We start from the raw sequence: 13,778 nt of genomic DNA, 5'->3' as shown, positions 1-13,778 counted from the left end.
GAGGAGAAGAATATTATGGATTACGAAATCTTACGATTTATTTGGTGGATCCTGATTGGTGTGCTGTTTGTCGGCTTCGCTATTGCAGATGGATTCGATATGGGGGTCGGTGCCTTGGTGCCGATTATCGGGAAAAATGACACGGAACGCCGGGTCATGATTAACTCGATTGCACCTCACTGGGATGGTAACCAAGTTTGGTTAATTACAGCTGGCGGAGCATTATTTGCCGCGTGGCCTTTAGTCTATGCAACATCATTCTCTGGTTTCTACCTTGCGATGATTGTAACTCTGGCTGCATTATGGCTGCGCCCTGTGGGACTAGATTATCGTTCAAAAATCGAAGACACCAAATGGCGTAACATTTGGGATATCTGTATCTCTGTCAGCGGATTCGTGCCACCACTAATCATTGGTGTTGCATTCGGTAATTTGTTACAGGGTGTTCCTTTTGAATTGAACGAATTTTTGATGCCAAGCTATCACGGTTCATTCTTCGGACTACTCAATCCATTTGGTATCGTGTGTGGTTTAGTCAGTGTGTTGATGATTGTGCTTCAAGGTGCGTCTTGGTTACAAATGAAGACCTCTGATGCAGTTCATACTCGTGCTCGTAGCGTTGCCCAACTGTGTGGTGTACTTGTGGCTGTACTTTTCGTGGCTGCTGGTTTCTGGGTACAACACATCGATGGTTATGTGATCACCAGTACAATGGATCATCTTGCATCATCAAATCCGCTCAATAAAGAAGTGGCTCGCGAGTCTGGTGCGTGGATGGCAAACTTCAATCAATATCCACTGTTATGGTTGGCACCAATTCTTGGTACAGCGATGCCACTGATTGCTGTGATTGCATCTCGTCTGGAAAAAGGCGGTATCGCATTTATTGCATCGAGTTTGACGAACGCTGGTATTATCTTTACTGCCGGGTTTGCGATGTTCCCATTCATCATCCCTTCAAGCTTGGCACCAAGTAATAGTCTGACTATGTGGGATTCAACATCCAGTGAATTGACGCTGCAATTAATGACAGGTATTGCCTTCGTGATGGTACCGATTATTCTTGGGTATACTTGTTGGACGTACTACAAAATGTTTGGTCGTCTCAATAATAAGTATGTTGAAGACAACAAAAATTCACTTTATTAACGAGGAGCTAAGTTATGTGGTATTTTGCATGGATTCTAGGCGTCTTACTGGCTTGTTCTTTCGGCATCATCAATGCGTTGTGGTTAGAACATGCAGAGATGATGGATAAAGATAGTGAATGATTTTTCTGCCTTAATTGCGCAGTGGCATCGTCCCGTTGATCATATTCTTTATCGAGTATTATTGATGGGCGTTGCTTTCTACCATGTTGCGTTGCTGATGTGGAACCCACAGGCTTACGCAGTAACAATTGGTGGTTTTAATCTGGTAGTGGTTGCACTGCTGATCTTGGCAGTCTGTGCCAGCATGATATTCGGTGTCGGTTTTAAACCGAGAAGGTGGTTTTGGCAGATTCTGTTTTCGCCTTACCTCGCCGGATGCATATTGGTTTACTTCAGTTTGGTTCGGATGAACTGAATGAACAGCGACTTATCGCCAGCCTGATAAAGAAAACGCAGCCTTAAGGCTGCGTTTTTTGTCCAAAAATTCAAAATTCATTTCGTCTCACTCATGCGAAAGTGCTTGAGTTGCGTTATAGTAAGCGCTTGTGTCAATCCGTTGAGGGACGTTAAGTGCATTATTCTAAATCAGCTTTTTCTCGATTTCCTGTAACGATCTATTACGAAGATACCGATGCCGGCGGTGTTGTATACCACGCGAATTATCTTAAATTTTTTGAACGTGGACGGACAGAAATGCTCAGAGAGCAAGGGGTATGCCAACGGGAGTTGTTGGAACAAAATATGGGCTTTGTGGTCCGAAGCATGGAGCTAGATTTTCTGAAAGCCGCCCGTCTGGATGACAACTTAGTCGTCATCACTCAACTAACTGAGAAAAAAAAGGCTTCTTTAATATTCTGTCAAGAGCTGGTTAATCCTCGTGAAGAGGTATTGTGTCGAGCAATAGTTAAGGTAGCATGTATTGACATACAAAAAATGAAACCCCAAGGTATCCCCGACACGGTATTTTCGGAGAAGTAACAGTGAATGCTGAAATTTCAATACTTGATCTTTTTTTACAGGCTAGTTTCCTAGTCAAAGTGGTGATGATGATTCTCTTAGGCATGTCGATCATGTCATGGGCGATGATTTTAAAAAGAACCAAAGCATTATCGGCTGCTGAAAAGCAAGCTGCTTCATTTGAGGACCGTTTCTGGTCCGGCACGGATTTGGCTGTTTTATATCAAGACGTGAAAAATAGAAAAGATCAGCTTAGTGGCAGTGAAGAGATCTTCTATTCCGGTTTTACTGAATTTGCCCGGTTAAGAAAGAATCATGCTGCTGAAGCTAATTTTGTGATGGATGGAACGGCGAGAGCGATGCGTGTTGCCGTCTCCCGAGAAGTTGAATCATTAGAAACGCATCTCCCATTTTTGGCGACAGTCGGTTCAATTAGTCCTTACATTGGGTTGTTTGGTACCGTGTGGGGGATTATGCATGCATTCATTGCGTTGGGTGCGGTTAAACAAGCCACATTAGCAATGGTTGCTCCCGGTATTGCCGAAGCGTTGGTTGCAACGGCGATGGGGCTTTTTGCTGCGATTCCTGCGGTTATGGCCTATAACCGACTGACAACAGTTGTCAGTAAACTTGAAATGAATTACGCGACATTCTCTGAGGAGTTTCATAGTATTCTTCATCGTCAAGCCATGACGGGCAGGGAGTAATCTTTATGGCGGGTTACCAACCAAAGAAACGTAAAATGACCGCAGAAATTAATGTGGTACCCTATATTGATGTGATGTTGGTACTGTTAATCATTTTTATGGTGACATCTCCCTTTATTACTCAGGGCGTGGATGTTGAACTACCAAAAACGGAAACAGCGAAACCAGCGTCCGATTTGGTCGGTGATGATGGCGGCTTCATTATTGTAGAGATCAATAAAGAAGGCAGCTTGGGTGTCAGCATCAATAATGAACCTTTCAAACGGGGACTATCCTTACAGGATGCAATCGTTCTGGTAAAAGCTGAGCTGAGTTTACATCCCGGCTCACCTGTTGCGGTCGGTGGCGAGGCGACAAGCCCCTATGCGGAGATTGTGCGTGTGCTGGACGAGCTGAGTAAAGCTGGTATTCCAAAGGTTGGTTTGTTAACAGATATCAGGGAATAAGCAGTATAACCTTCATGAAAAAGAGAGAAGACAAGCGGTCAGGTTTTACAAAGCCACTGATAATTTCTATCGTATTGCACGCGATTTTAATTGGCCTATTACTTTGGGGCGGGCAGTTCTATCAAGAAAAACCGCATCCGACCGGTAATATGGTTCAGGCGGTCGTGATTGACCCTGCACTGGTGCATCAACAGGCTCAACAGATGAAGTCGACCCGGGAAGCGGCAGCTCGGAAAGAGAAAGAGCGGCTTGATCGTCTGCGTCGTGAAAGTGAGCGCCTTGAAGAGAATCGTAGAGCTGAAGAAGAGCGGATTCGGCAGTTAAAACAACAGCAAGCCCGCGAGGCGAAAGCTGCCAGAGAGGCAGAGCAACAGCGTAAGCAGAAAGAGCAGGAACGTATTGCTGAAGAGCAGCGCGCGGCAAAAGCCGAGGCAGCAAGGAAAGCTAAAGAGGCTGCGATTGCGAAAGCGGAGCAACAGCGAGTTGAGCGCGAAAAGGCAGCTAAGCTAGCGGCAGAAAAAGCCCGTAAAGAACGTGAAGCAGCGCAGAAAGCAGAGCAAGAGCGTCTGGCAAAAGAAAAAGCTGCGAAGGTCGCAGCCGAGAAGGCTCAGCAGGAAAAAGAGCGTCTGGAAAAGTTAGAAAAAGAAAGAAAGCAACGGGAAGAAGCCTTAAATGATATTTTTTCCGGTTTAAAAGCAGAAGAGCAACAAAACTCCAGCGCCCGGAGTCAATATATTGCCAGCGAAGTCGGACGTTACGGTGAAATCTACAAACAGCTGATTCGGCAAAATTTACGCGTAGAGGATACGTTTAAAGGTAAAGATTGCCGGGTTAATTTGCACCTGATTCCGACAGGTAGTGGGGCGATTGTCGGTAGTTTGAAAGTGTTAGGGGGGAACTCGGCTGTTTGTGCCGCGACACAACGAGCGGTTGCACAGGTTCCGTCTTTTCCTTTGCCGAAAGATGACCCGGATGTTGTGAATAAGTTGAAAGATATTAATCTAACGGTTGAACCGAATATATAATTTTGACTGAAGTATCAGAGAAAAGGAAAAGCTTGTGTTACAGCGATTGATTTTGAGTTGTATGTTCCTCGTGATATCAGGCATACACACCGCAAATGCAGCATTAGAGCTCGTCATTACCGATGGGATTAACTCAGCGAGGCCGATCGCGATCGTTCCGTTCCAGTGGGAGGGCAAGAGCAAATTACCAGAAGATATTTCAGGTGTGGTTGCTTCAGATCTGCAACGGAGTGGCAAGTTTAGTCCGGTTGCAACCAGTAATATGCCTCAGACGCCTTATGATGAATCCGCCGTCGATGTCGATGCATGGACTCGATTAGGTGTTGATTCCTTACTGACCGGTACCATCAAGCAGAATGCCGCAGGTAATTATGTCATTCATTACCAGTTGGTCGATATCGTTCAGGCACAGTTATTAAAAGGTAAAAGGCAGTCTCTCACAGAAGATGGTCAACTGGTTGAGTCCAAAGATTATGTCTTACTGAACAATATTGCGACGGTCTCACCGAAACGTCTGCGTGAGTATGCACATCGAATCTCTGACTTAGTTTATGAGAAGCTGACCGGAGATAAAGGCGCGTTTTTAACCCGGATTGCTTATGTTGTCGTACATGACGGTGAAAAGTATCCCTATCAGCTGAGAATCTCAGACTATGATGGTTACAATGAACGGCTCGTGCTCAGCTCTAAACAGCCACTCATGTCTCCGGCATGGTCTCCTGATGGTAAGAAACTGGCTTATGTGAGTTTCCAGAATGGGCATGCTGAAATCTACATCATGAACATTTATACCGGTAAACGTGAAAAGATATCGTCATTCCCTCGTCACAATGGGGCGCCAGTATTCTCACCGGATGGAAAATCGTTAGCTTTAGTTTTATCGAAATCAGGGAGTTTACAGGTCTATATCATGGATTTGGCGACCAAGAAAATTCGTCAAATAACGCGGGGTAGATCAAATAATACGGAGCCTTTTTGGTATCCGGATGGAAAATCTCTGATATTTACCTCAGATCGGGGTGGTAAACCACAGATATATAAAGTAGATTTGTCTACTGGCGTGACAAATCGTCTTACTTGGCAGGGCTCACAAAATTTAGGTGGGCAGATTACGCCTGACGGGAAATTCCTGATTATGGTGAATAAAAACCAGTCAGGATTTAACTTGGCAAAGCAAGATTTGGAAACTGGCAGTGTGCAAATTCTGACAAGAACTTTGCTCGATGAGTCTCCAAGTATTGCGCCTAACGGTGGTATGGTTATCTATAGTTCGATCTACAATAAAACCAATGTGTTATCTATGGTTTCTATTGACGGACGATTTAAAGCCAGGTTACCAGAAACAAACGGACGTGTGAGAGCGCCGGCGTGGTCACCGTTTTTGTAATGAGTCATGATTAAAAAATAAGGAAAAGAAGATGCAACTGAATAAAGTTCTTAAAGGGCTGTTGATTGCACTACCAGTACTCGCGGTTACTGCGTGTAGCTCAAGCGATGATGCAGTGAATGCCTCAGGAAATGAGACGACGACTAACCAATCTACATCCGGTTCTGCAAATAGCACAGATACAACTGTTGTATCTCCTGTGACTGACGATGGTAAGCTTTCTGAACAGGAACTAAAAGATAAGGTTATGCAAGAGCAAACCGTATTCTTTGCTTTTGATAATTCAACAATTGCATCAGATTATGAAGATATGCTGGCAACTCATGCATCTTATCTGAGTAAGCACCCAAGCGTTCATGTAACGATTGAAGGCCATGCTGATGAGCGTGGTACGCCTGAGTACAACATTGCGTTGGGTGAACGTCGTGCAGAAGCCGTCTATAAATATCTTCAGGCTCTGGGTGTACAGACTAGCCAAATGTCAATTGTTAGCTACGGCGAAGAGAAGCCATTAGTCCGTGGACATAACGAAGCTGCATACGCTAAAAACCGTCGTGCAGTGATTGTTTACTAATCTGAAGAAGTTTGGTGAAACATGCTCGGTAACCTAAAGCGACACATTGTGCTTATGTTACTGGTCAGTGCAGCAAGTCCTGTACTTGCTGCACCCGCTCCAGTATCGGACTTAAGTGAAAATGCTGAACAAAACACAGCGTCAATGAGTCCTGAAACAAGAGTTGAACGTCTGGAACGCCTCCTGCAAAACAGTAATCGTTTACGTGCGCAAATGCAGCAGCAACTCGATGAGATGGCAACCGACATTCAACATCTACGTGGTCAGTTAGAAAAGAGTGATCACGATATGGGGCAGATGCTTACTCGACAGAGAGAGCTATTTGTTGAAATCGATCGTCTTCGGGAAGAGCTCAACTCAAAGGGCAGTCACGAGGCTCAATCCGGTTCAAAAGATAATGATCAATCGGCGTCTGCTGGGACATACAGTGAAGATGCTAATGAGCAGATGGCTTATCAAAATGCAGTCGATCTCATTCTGAAAAAGAGAGACTACGCTGGCGCGATCAACGCCTTTACCAAATTTCAGCGTGACTTTCCCAAATCTAACTTTGCGCCAAATGCACATTACTGGTTAGGGCAGCTTTACTATGCCAAACAGCAGGATGATAAAGCGGTTGAAAGCTTTAAAGCTGTTTTGGATTTTCCTAAATCAAATAAACGTGCAGACGCATTAGTCAAATTAGGTGATGTTGAGAAACGGCGCAGAAACGACAAACTAGCGAATCAGTACTATCAACAGGTGATTGATGAATATCCTGATACTGCTTCTGCTGAGTCTGCAAAACGGTCTATGATCAAATAGTATCGATAGACCTTAATTTGCTAACGTTAGTGTCTGTATCTTGAATACACAAAAGGAGAACCGCGGTTCTCCTTTATGTTATCTGTCTTTTGTTAACCGACCATTCAATTCGTTTAATGAATCATTAAGCTGGCTTTTGACACGTTGTAAAGAGCGTGTAAAATGCGCTAATCACTGGAAATTGCGTAGAGCTGAAGCAATGAGCCATATCACAGAACAGATTGAAACCGTGTACCCATTCCCACCGAAACCGGTACAACTCTCAAAAGAACAAAAAGAATTTTATATCGCTGAAATCAAACGTCTCCTGATTGAGAAAGAAGCCGTCTTGATTGCCCATTACTATACAGATCCTGAAATTCAGGCGTTAGCTGAAGCAACTGGCGGATTTGTCGGTGATTCACTGGAAATGGCAAAATTCGGTAACCGGCATCCAGCCAAGATACTATTGATTTGTGGTGTGCGCTTTATGGGAGAGTCAGCGAAAATCCTGACACCGGAAAAACGCATTCTTATGCCGACGCTCGAAGCTGAATGCTCTTTGGATTTAGGCTGTCCTGTTGATGAATTCTCTGCTTTCTGTGATGCTCATCCGGATCATTCGGTCGTGGTGTATGCGAATACTTCCGCAGCGGTGAAAGCCAGAGCCGATTGGGTGGTGACGTCTAGTATCGCATTAGAGATTGTCGAACATCTGGACTCGGAAGATAAGAAAATCATCTGGGGGCCCGATCGCCATCTGGGGGGGTACATCGCCGATAAAACCGGTGCCGATATGTTACTTTGGCATGGTGAGTGTATTGTTCATGATGAGTTTTCAGCGGATGCATTGAAAAAAATGAAAGCGTTATACCCGGAAGCCGCGGTTTTGGTTCATCCGGAATCGCCCTCCAGTGTGGTTGCGCTGGCGGATGCAGTGGGTTCAACCAGCCAATTAATCAAAGCTGCGAAAGCATTACCGCATCCACAAATGATTGTGGCAACGGATAAAGGTATCTTCTTTAAGATGCAGCAGCTTGTCCCGGAAAAAGATCTGATAGAGGCACCGACGGCCGGTGCTGGTGCAACATGCCGAAGTTGCGCTCACTGCCCTTGGATGGCGATGAACGGGTTGCAGGCGATTGAGAAAGCGCTCAGAGACGGGGGAGAGGAGCATGAAATCTTTGTGGATGAATCCATTCGGGTGAAGTCACTGATTCCACTGAATCGGATGTTAGATTTTGCTGAGCAGCTGAGTCTTTCCGTCAAAGGTAACGCATAAGTCGAGTGAATCGAAAAAAGGGAGGCAACATGGCCTTCCTTTTTTATTTGCTGAATATTTCCTAATCGTCTGATTCCGCAATCGCCAGCGCACGCTGACTGAGACCGGATAGCATCATTGGCATCGCCTGATAAATCTCTTCAAACTGGGCAATTGCATCCGCACCAGCTTCGTTTAATGTCACCAAAGAGGTTTCTGGATCATAGAGGATGGTCATTGAGAGTAAAACACCCCCGAGTAGCGCGCCATTCTCTGTTTCAGGTGGCATGAGCGCTTCCCAGTCATCTTTAGTTAATTGCCAGCCTTGTAACATGCCTTCACAGAAATCCCGGGTTGCCTGATTGACAATCTCTTCATCATCGAGCTGACATGAAGTCGGCCATTGCCAAGAGCCACTGAGGAGTTGTTCCCGGGCGCTATTCCATTGCTGAACAACGTGTTGGCAGTATATTTCAAGGTGAGATGGTTCTGCGAACGGTGCAACATCACTCCCGCCCCAAAGATAGGGCAGCCATTCTTCCGGTGAAATCAGATAAGGTGTTGCCGCAAGCGCGACAATAAAACCAGTCATCTGATTTTCATTGAGTAGTTGTTCGGGCTGTTCTACCGACGCAATAATTTCAGTTAGTGTCAGATTCATGCTTGATCAAATCAATTCAGTGGGTGGATCGCTATGGTATTTGAAATTGAAGTAAGTTGCGAGACATCCGATCTGTTTGTTGAAAAACAGTCAGTTATATCGAGTGATTGTTGTGGTTTTGTTGTTGATTTTACAACTGTTTAACTATTTCAAAATGGTAGTTTTTTATTCTGAATAATTGGTTTGTGTGTGGTCATATATTCAAATAATAGTTAAATAAATGGTGATTAATTTCATGATTATTATGGTTTAATGCGCACAAATAATGTTGCTTTTTTGAAGTGAGATGAAATGAAAAATAGCGCGCCTTTTTGTGTTCGCCATGCAGCTGCTGATACATTTGCTATGGTGGTTTTCTGTTTTGTAACAGGCATGGGCATTGAGGTGTTTATCTCGGGAATGACGCTGGAACAGTCGTTATCTTCCAGACTACTTTCCATTCCGGTGAATATTGCCATTGCCTGGCCGTATGGGCTTTTCCGTGATTTTGTCTTGAGATCCGGCCGACGTATTTCTCCCAGCGGATGGATGAAAAATATTTGTGATTTGTTTGCCTATGTGGCATTTCAATCACCGGTTTATGTCGGAATCTTATGGGTAGTCGGGGCAACAGCCGAGCAAATCATTACCGCTGTATCTACCAATGCGGTGATTTCTTGTGGTATGGGGGTTGTTTACGGTTACTTCCTTGATTGTTGCCGGCGCTGGTTCAGAGTCCCCGGTTATTATCATGTCTGATTCGTTTATGGTTTCAGCTTCAGATTGTTCAGATAATCGGCCAATCAGTTAATTAATAACCATTTGATTGTCAAAGGGCGGTTTTTACGATTTTTCTCCTTGACCTTCTTTCGAAGAATCATTAAATTAGCGCCCCGTTGGAACAATAATTTCAACAATTCGGTGAGTTGTCCGAGTGGCTGAAGGAGCACGCCTGGAAAGTGTGTATACGGCAACGTATCGAGAGTTCGAATCTCTCACTCACCGCCAAATCCCTAACTGTTTGATTTTATTAAACTTGTAAAGTGTAACAACGTTTATAACCAGTCCTTTCACCCAAAGTGGTACAGAAAGGTGGTACAGATGAGTGTTATGGCTACCCCGTGGAAGCATCCCAAAACTGGTGTCTTTTACTTTCGTAGGCAAGTCCCGCAAGACATCAGGCAGATTATCAAAAAGCATGAATGGAAGGTCTCGCTCAAGACGAAAGACCTTTCAGTTGCACGTCCCCGTTTTGCCGCTGAGTTAGCTCGATGTGAAGAAATCTTCGCTGTATCGAGAGAGCAACTCGCAGGTAGACCAAAAGTTCTAGCTTCAGATTCCCCAAAACTTGCAGACCGTTGGGCTTCCTCAGTGATGACTGAATGGGAGAGCAATCCTGATTCTGTCTCAGATTTCCTAGCTGTGTTGCCAGAGGGTTCTGTACCAGCGAAAGATGTGATTGATGCTGATGATTACAAAGTCAGAGCTAAGATTGCGTTACCGTTTATCCGCAAGACACTAGAACAGCACAACTTACCCACTCCAGAAGACGCTGAGCCAGCTTTCAAAGCATTGGTTGAGGCATTCTTTACCCGTTGGGTTTCTCTCTGTGATTTGGCATTCAGACGCACGATAGGTGATTGGTCTAGCCAGATGCACGTACCAGCAGCAACAAGTCAGCTAACTGTCGAACGTGAAAAGGAAGCACAGAAGTCTTCTGCACCGAGCTTGTCTCATGTGTTCCAGCTATGGGCTGATGATAAGCGCATGAACGATGGTGATAACCGCAGCACTCAGAAAACCATCAGTGACTTTGGCTCAACCATTACACGCTTCATAGAGTTATTTGGCGACCTACCTGTAAACCAAATCAACAGGGCAGTGTGTCAGGACTTCCGTAATCTACTCGGTAAGTTCCCAGCAAAAGGTAAGGGCTTGAGAGGGCTTTCAGCAGAACAGCTCATGAAGAAAGCCGAGAAAGAAAACTTGCCGTTGGTCTCATTGGCTACCATCAGAAAACAGCTACGTGCTTTCTCTGCCATTCTCAACTTTGCGGTGCAACGCTTGAACGTAATGCAGGAAGAGCCTGTATCCGCATCTGGTATCTTGAGAGGCATTGCCAAGGCTGCGAAACGGAACGTAACCAGAACAGCCGAGGATAAGCAGTATTCACACACTGAGCTCAAGACCATCTTCCAGAGCCCACTCTTTACTCGTAACTGGCAGCCACCTAAAGCTGACTTTGGGGAAGCTCTCTACTGGTTGCCACTGTTGATGCTCTACACGGGTGCTCGTAGGGAAGAGCTGTGTCAGCTTTGCTCTAAGGATGTCCTTCAAGACAAAGATACAGGCATCTGGTATCTGTGGATTCAATCTGGTGAAGACCAAACCGTGAAAACCAGCAACAGTATCAGGAAAGTGCCACTGCATGATGATCTGATTGAGCTTGGTTTCATCCGTTACCATCAAACTTTGTCCACCAGCAGTCGCCTGTTCCCTAAACTACAGCCTCACCCAGTGAACGGCTATGGTCACGCTATCGGTAAGGCTTGGGCGAAATACTTGAAGCTAGAAGTGAAACTGGAGAGCCAAGCGAGTCCTTCTCATGGCTTTAGACACACCTTTAAGACACTCTGCCGTGAAGCAGGGATTGAGACCGCAGTGAGTGACTGGATAACAGGTCACGCAGCAACAAACGTTGGTGCGACTTACGGTACAAACCCACTGCAACGTATGGCAAGTGAGCTGAAGAAGTTCCCAAGTATAGCGAGAGAGGTGGGGCTGTTGTGAGGTGAAGGCACACTCGAATTGGTGGTCTATTGAGCACAACATGTTCCTCACATAATTCTATTCTGCTAGACAGAAGAATTATTGGAACACAGGACATGCAGCCACAAACAGAGTGTGTTCTTGTGAGGGATTTTCCCATACAAGGGAATGGTGAATGAGCTAAACTTATTCTTTATCCCACTATTTACAGTAAGGTGATTTACTTACAAGTTTCTTTTATGGGAAAAAGTGCTTTAAGAACTTCTGATGATTGTGATGTTAATTTATCAGAAGTTACACCTGCCATTAATAGTCTTTCATGAGTTTCAGTTACAGCATCAACACCTTCATCTTCATTGATGTAATTGTAGTTATGCCATTCAGCGTCGGGATACTGACTCAAAATATATTGAAAGTATGGTATATCTATGGAATTTACCGAATGTCCTATAACTATGATGTTCTCGATCATACCGAGGTTATCTAGCTTTCCCTTATTCAATTCCAAAATATCATTGACTGGTTTATGGAAGAGCGAGCCAACGGAAGATACTGTTCGATGTGATTCTTCAAACCATGGGTCAAATGTTTCTGATTCGACTTCAGGTTGAGGTGATTCACTATTTTGATGAAGACCATGACCAAAAATGATGTGATCATGAACCTTTCCATGAATGTGCAATATATTATTTTCTGGAATGGCATACACATTTTGTAGAGTCATTGTATAGTTGAAGTTGATAAATTTAAATGAAGTAGGTAGTTCAATCAGTTTTATAGTAGCGTTCACATCAACAGCATTAATCCAGTCGTTAAATGCATTTTGTATATCGCTTACCAGTTCTTCCTTTTTTTCTGATATCTCATCTTCAAACCCATATAGAAGAGTGTGATCATCAGCCATTTCTTCGACTGTTGGCTGATAGATGGCATTGTCATGAAAATTATCTTCATTGAAAGAACCTAAAGACTCTTCAAAGTTTGCCCATTCTGCGTCTTCATCGCTAAAAGCATCAAAATATTGTATGTGCTCCTGCAATAGATCTTTGTATTGATTATAAAAGTACCAATAGCTTGTTGGAAGTCTGTGCCAAATATCAAACCCATTTCCAATGATTACTAGTGACGTCATATTATCCTCCAACAGTATACTTAAAGATCGTAAATTAAGATTAAATATTAAAGTAGGAGCATTTAAGTTAAAAACGCTTAGCTACTGAATTTCGTGATATAGCTAACGTTAGTTGATTTGAATCAAAGAGAGCTAATTGCTGGTAGGGATGTTTTAAGTGTTATCACTGCTGACGTTCCCACACTCGAATTAATGAGTGTGAGAATCAGGATATGTTAAAACTGGTTATCTTTGTCATCATCATGGATAACTTTGTAAATGTCATTTATGAAAGTTACATTAACGACAATCACGTAGCCAGTAGCTAGTACTTGTAATAGACCTAGTCCAAACAAAAAAGCAACAGCGGCAGGTTTGATGATAAGATAATAGTCTGCGTATATTTTGAAATTTGGGACTATCATTTTTGCACCTTGGAACAGAAGCAAACAGATCATTACAATTGCAGATGTGATGAGAACACCTACAAGCGCTTCTAATCTTTTACTTTGCTCTCCAAATTCAGTGAATTTTATTTTGTCCGAACCATTTATAAGCGCGTCTTTAGTTGTTGGATACGTCGATGATATCCATAATCCTACTATGGCAAAAATCATTGCAGAAGTATTTTGTAACATGGATATATAATCTTTAATGTCACTATACTCTACGTTAATTTTTGACATAAAAAGCAGAAAGAAGATTAAGGCGGTTAGAATACTTAGAACCAACACTGTAACCCTCCCCGAAAAAATGGACGCTGGTAAATAGGGCTTTTCCGTTTACACTGAAATAAACGGAGAGTGCATGATGAAAAAATCACGCTATACAGAAACGCAAATCGTCAAGATCCTGAAGGAAGTCGAAGCCGGCAGGAAAGTCAATGAAGTGTGCCGCGAATACGGGATCTCTGATGCAACCTACTATAACTGGAAATCGAAGTACGGTGGTATGGAAGCCTCTGATG

17 protein-coding genes, 1 tRNA gene and 1 pseudogene are annotated in these 13,778 nt (G+C 43.8%); 16 read left to right on the top strand and 3 right to left on the bottom strand.

All coding sequences use genetic code 11. The features are described from left to right. The first annotated feature begins 12 nt into the window (after positions 1–12). The 11 genes from cydB to nadA all read left to right on the top strand — a co-directional run bounded on the left by cydB (position 13) and on the right by nadA (position 8,312). Positions 13–1,149 carry a cytochrome d ubiquinol oxidase subunit II gene (cydB, locus tag VR7878_RS07695; RefSeq protein ID WP_077334941.1) on the top strand — a complete coding sequence of 379 codons (1,137 nt, stop codon included), beginning with the start codon at positions 13–15 and terminating at the stop codon, positions 1,147–1,149. Between the two features lie 14 nt (positions 1,150–1,163). Next, complete coding sequence (cydX, locus tag VR7878_RS07690) at positions 1,164–1,271, top strand: cytochrome bd-I oxidase subunit CydX (protein WP_021020147.1); 108 nt, start codon at positions 1,164–1,166, stop codon at positions 1,269–1,271. Beyond that, the gene (gene ybgE / locus VR7878_RS07685) at positions 1,264–1,566 is read left to right on the top strand and encodes a cyd operon protein YbgE (RefSeq protein ID WP_077334939.1); all 303 of its coding nucleotides are present in this window, start codon (positions 1,264–1,266) and stop codon (positions 1,564–1,566) included. The genes cydX and ybgE overlap by 8 nt, the downstream gene beginning before the upstream one ends. Positions 1,567–1,721: 155 nt before the next feature. Continuing rightward, on the top strand, positions 1,722–2,129 hold the full coding sequence (gene ybgC, locus VR7878_RS07680) for a tol-pal system-associated acyl-CoA thioesterase (protein ID WP_077334937.1): 408 nt from the start codon (positions 1,722–1,724) through the stop codon (positions 2,127–2,129). A 2-nt stretch (positions 2,130–2,131) separates the two neighbouring features. Beyond that, on the top strand, positions 2,132–2,815 hold the full coding sequence (gene tolQ / locus VR7878_RS07675) for a protein TolQ (protein ID WP_077334935.1): 684 nt from the start codon (positions 2,132–2,134) through the stop codon (positions 2,813–2,815). Positions 2,816–2,820: 5 nt separating this feature from the next. Then, the gene (locus tag VR7878_RS07670; protein ID WP_077334933.1) at positions 2,821–3,261 is read left to right on the top strand and encodes an ExbD/TolR family protein; all 441 of its coding nucleotides are present in this window, start codon (positions 2,821–2,823) and stop codon (positions 3,259–3,261) included. Positions 3,262–3,275: 14 nt separating this feature from the next. Beyond that, positions 3,276–4,286: a cell envelope integrity protein TolA gene (gene tolA, locus VR7878_RS07665; RefSeq protein WP_077334931.1), complete on the top strand. Its 1,011-nt coding sequence runs from the start codon at positions 3,276–3,278 to the stop codon at positions 4,284–4,286. A 34-nt stretch (positions 4,287–4,320) separates the two neighbouring features. Further along, positions 4,321–5,673 carry a Tol-Pal system beta propeller repeat protein TolB gene (tolB, locus tag VR7878_RS07660; RefSeq protein WP_077334929.1) on the top strand — a complete coding sequence of 451 codons (1,353 nt, stop codon included), beginning with the start codon at positions 4,321–4,323 and terminating at the stop codon, positions 5,671–5,673. A 31-nt stretch (positions 5,674–5,704) separates the two neighbouring features. Further along, a complete protein-coding gene (gene pal / locus VR7878_RS07655; RefSeq protein WP_038178632.1) occupies positions 5,705–6,247 on the top strand; it encodes a peptidoglycan-associated lipoprotein Pal in 543 nt (180 codons plus the stop codon). A gap of 21 nt (positions 6,248–6,268) precedes the next feature. Continuing rightward, positions 6,269–7,051, top strand: a complete 783-nt coding sequence (gene ybgF / locus VR7878_RS07650) for a tol-pal system protein YbgF (RefSeq protein WP_077334927.1) — start codon at positions 6,269–6,271, stop codon at positions 7,049–7,051. Positions 7,052–7,250: 199 nt separating this feature from the next. Beyond that, positions 7,251–8,312, top strand: a complete 1,062-nt coding sequence (gene nadA, locus VR7878_RS07645) for a quinolinate synthase NadA (RefSeq protein WP_077334925.1) — start codon at positions 7,251–7,253, stop codon at positions 8,310–8,312. 61 nt (positions 8,313–8,373) lie between these two features. Here the strand turns inward: nadA and VR7878_RS07640 are convergent, their stop codons facing one another. Further along, positions 8,374–8,946, bottom strand: coding sequence for a UPF0149 family protein (locus tag VR7878_RS07640; RefSeq protein WP_077334974.1), 573 nt, complete (start codon positions 8,944–8,946; stop codon positions 8,374–8,376). Positions 8,947–9,243: 297 nt separating this feature from the next. Here VR7878_RS07640 and VR7878_RS07635 point away from each other — a divergent pair, with 297 nt between their 5' ends. From VR7878_RS07635 to VR7878_RS07625, 4 genes and pseudogenes are all read left to right on the top strand, one after another. Further along, positions 9,244–9,690, top strand: a complete 447-nt coding sequence (locus VR7878_RS07635) for an L-alanine exporter AlaE (protein ID WP_077334923.1) — start codon at positions 9,244–9,246, stop codon at positions 9,688–9,690. Between the two features lie 161 nt (positions 9,691–9,851). After that, positions 9,852–9,939, top strand: a tRNA-Ser gene (locus VR7878_RS07630). Between the two features lie 93 nt (positions 9,940–10,032). Further along, a pseudogene (locus VR7878_RS21590) lies at positions 10,033–10,215 on the top strand (DUF6538 domain-containing protein); the annotation flags it as partial. Positions 10,216–10,353: 138 nt separating this feature from the next. After that, the gene (locus VR7878_RS07625; RefSeq protein ID WP_159440441.1) at positions 10,354–11,721 is read left to right on the top strand and encodes a site-specific integrase; all 1,368 of its coding nucleotides are present in this window, start codon (positions 10,354–10,356) and stop codon (positions 11,719–11,721) included. Between the two features lie 199 nt (positions 11,722–11,920). Here VR7878_RS07625 and VR7878_RS07620 read toward each other — a convergent pair whose 3' ends face one another. Together VR7878_RS07620 and VR7878_RS07615 are read right to left on the bottom strand one after the other, a co-directional pair. Then, the gene (locus tag VR7878_RS07620) at positions 11,921–12,832 is read right to left on the bottom strand and encodes a bacteriophage abortive infection AbiH family protein (protein ID WP_077334919.1); all 912 of its coding nucleotides are present in this window, start codon (positions 12,830–12,832) and stop codon (positions 11,921–11,923) included. A gap of 215 nt (positions 12,833–13,047) precedes the next feature. Continuing rightward, on the bottom strand, positions 13,048–13,449 hold the full coding sequence (locus tag VR7878_RS07615) for a hypothetical protein (protein ID WP_139344046.1): 402 nt from the start codon (positions 13,447–13,449) through the stop codon (positions 13,048–13,050). Positions 13,450–13,621: 172 nt separating this feature from the next. Here VR7878_RS07615 and VR7878_RS07610 point away from each other — a divergent pair. After that, a partial coding sequence (locus VR7878_RS07610) for a transposase (RefSeq protein ID WP_139344045.1) occupies positions 13,622–13,778 on the top strand: 157 nt, incomplete at its 3' end.

It is taken from the genome of Vibrio ruber DSM 16370, assembly GCF_900163965.1.
GTDB classification, from domain to species: domain Bacteria; phylum Pseudomonadota; class Gammaproteobacteria; order Enterobacterales; family Vibrionaceae; genus Vibrio; species Vibrio ruber.
Note: the sequence above shows the minus strand (reverse complement) of the source record. Positions and strands in the feature narration are given on the sequence as shown.

Coding starts and splice junctions, on each gene's coding strand:
- cydX (WP_021020147.1), top strand. CDS start 1,164: ATGTGGTATTTTGCATGGATTCTAGGCGTCTTACTGGCTTGTTCTTTC.
- VR7878_RS07670 (WP_077334933.1), top strand. CDS start 2,821: ATGGCGGGTTACCAACCAAAGAAACGTAAAATGACCGCAGAAATTAAT.
- tolA (WP_077334931.1), top strand. CDS start 3,276: ATGAAAAAGAGAGAAGACAAGCGGTCAGGTTTTACAAAGCCACTGATA.
- pal (WP_038178632.1), top strand. CDS start 5,705: ATGCAACTGAATAAAGTTCTTAAAGGGCTGTTGATTGCACTACCAGTA.
- ybgF (WP_077334927.1), top strand. CDS start 6,269: ATGCTCGGTAACCTAAAGCGACACATTGTGCTTATGTTACTGGTCAGT.
- nadA (WP_077334925.1), top strand. CDS start 7,251: ATGAGCCATATCACAGAACAGATTGAAACCGTGTACCCATTCCCACCG.
- VR7878_RS07635 (WP_077334923.1), top strand. CDS start 9,244: ATGAAAAATAGCGCGCCTTTTTGTGTTCGCCATGCAGCTGCTGATACA.
- VR7878_RS07620 (WP_077334919.1), bottom strand. CDS start 12,832: ATGACGTCACTAGTAATCATTGGAAATGGGTTTGATATTTGGCACAGA.
- VR7878_RS07615 (WP_139344046.1), bottom strand. CDS start 13,449: ATGTTACAAAATACTTCTGCAATGATTTTTGCCATAGTAGGATTATGG.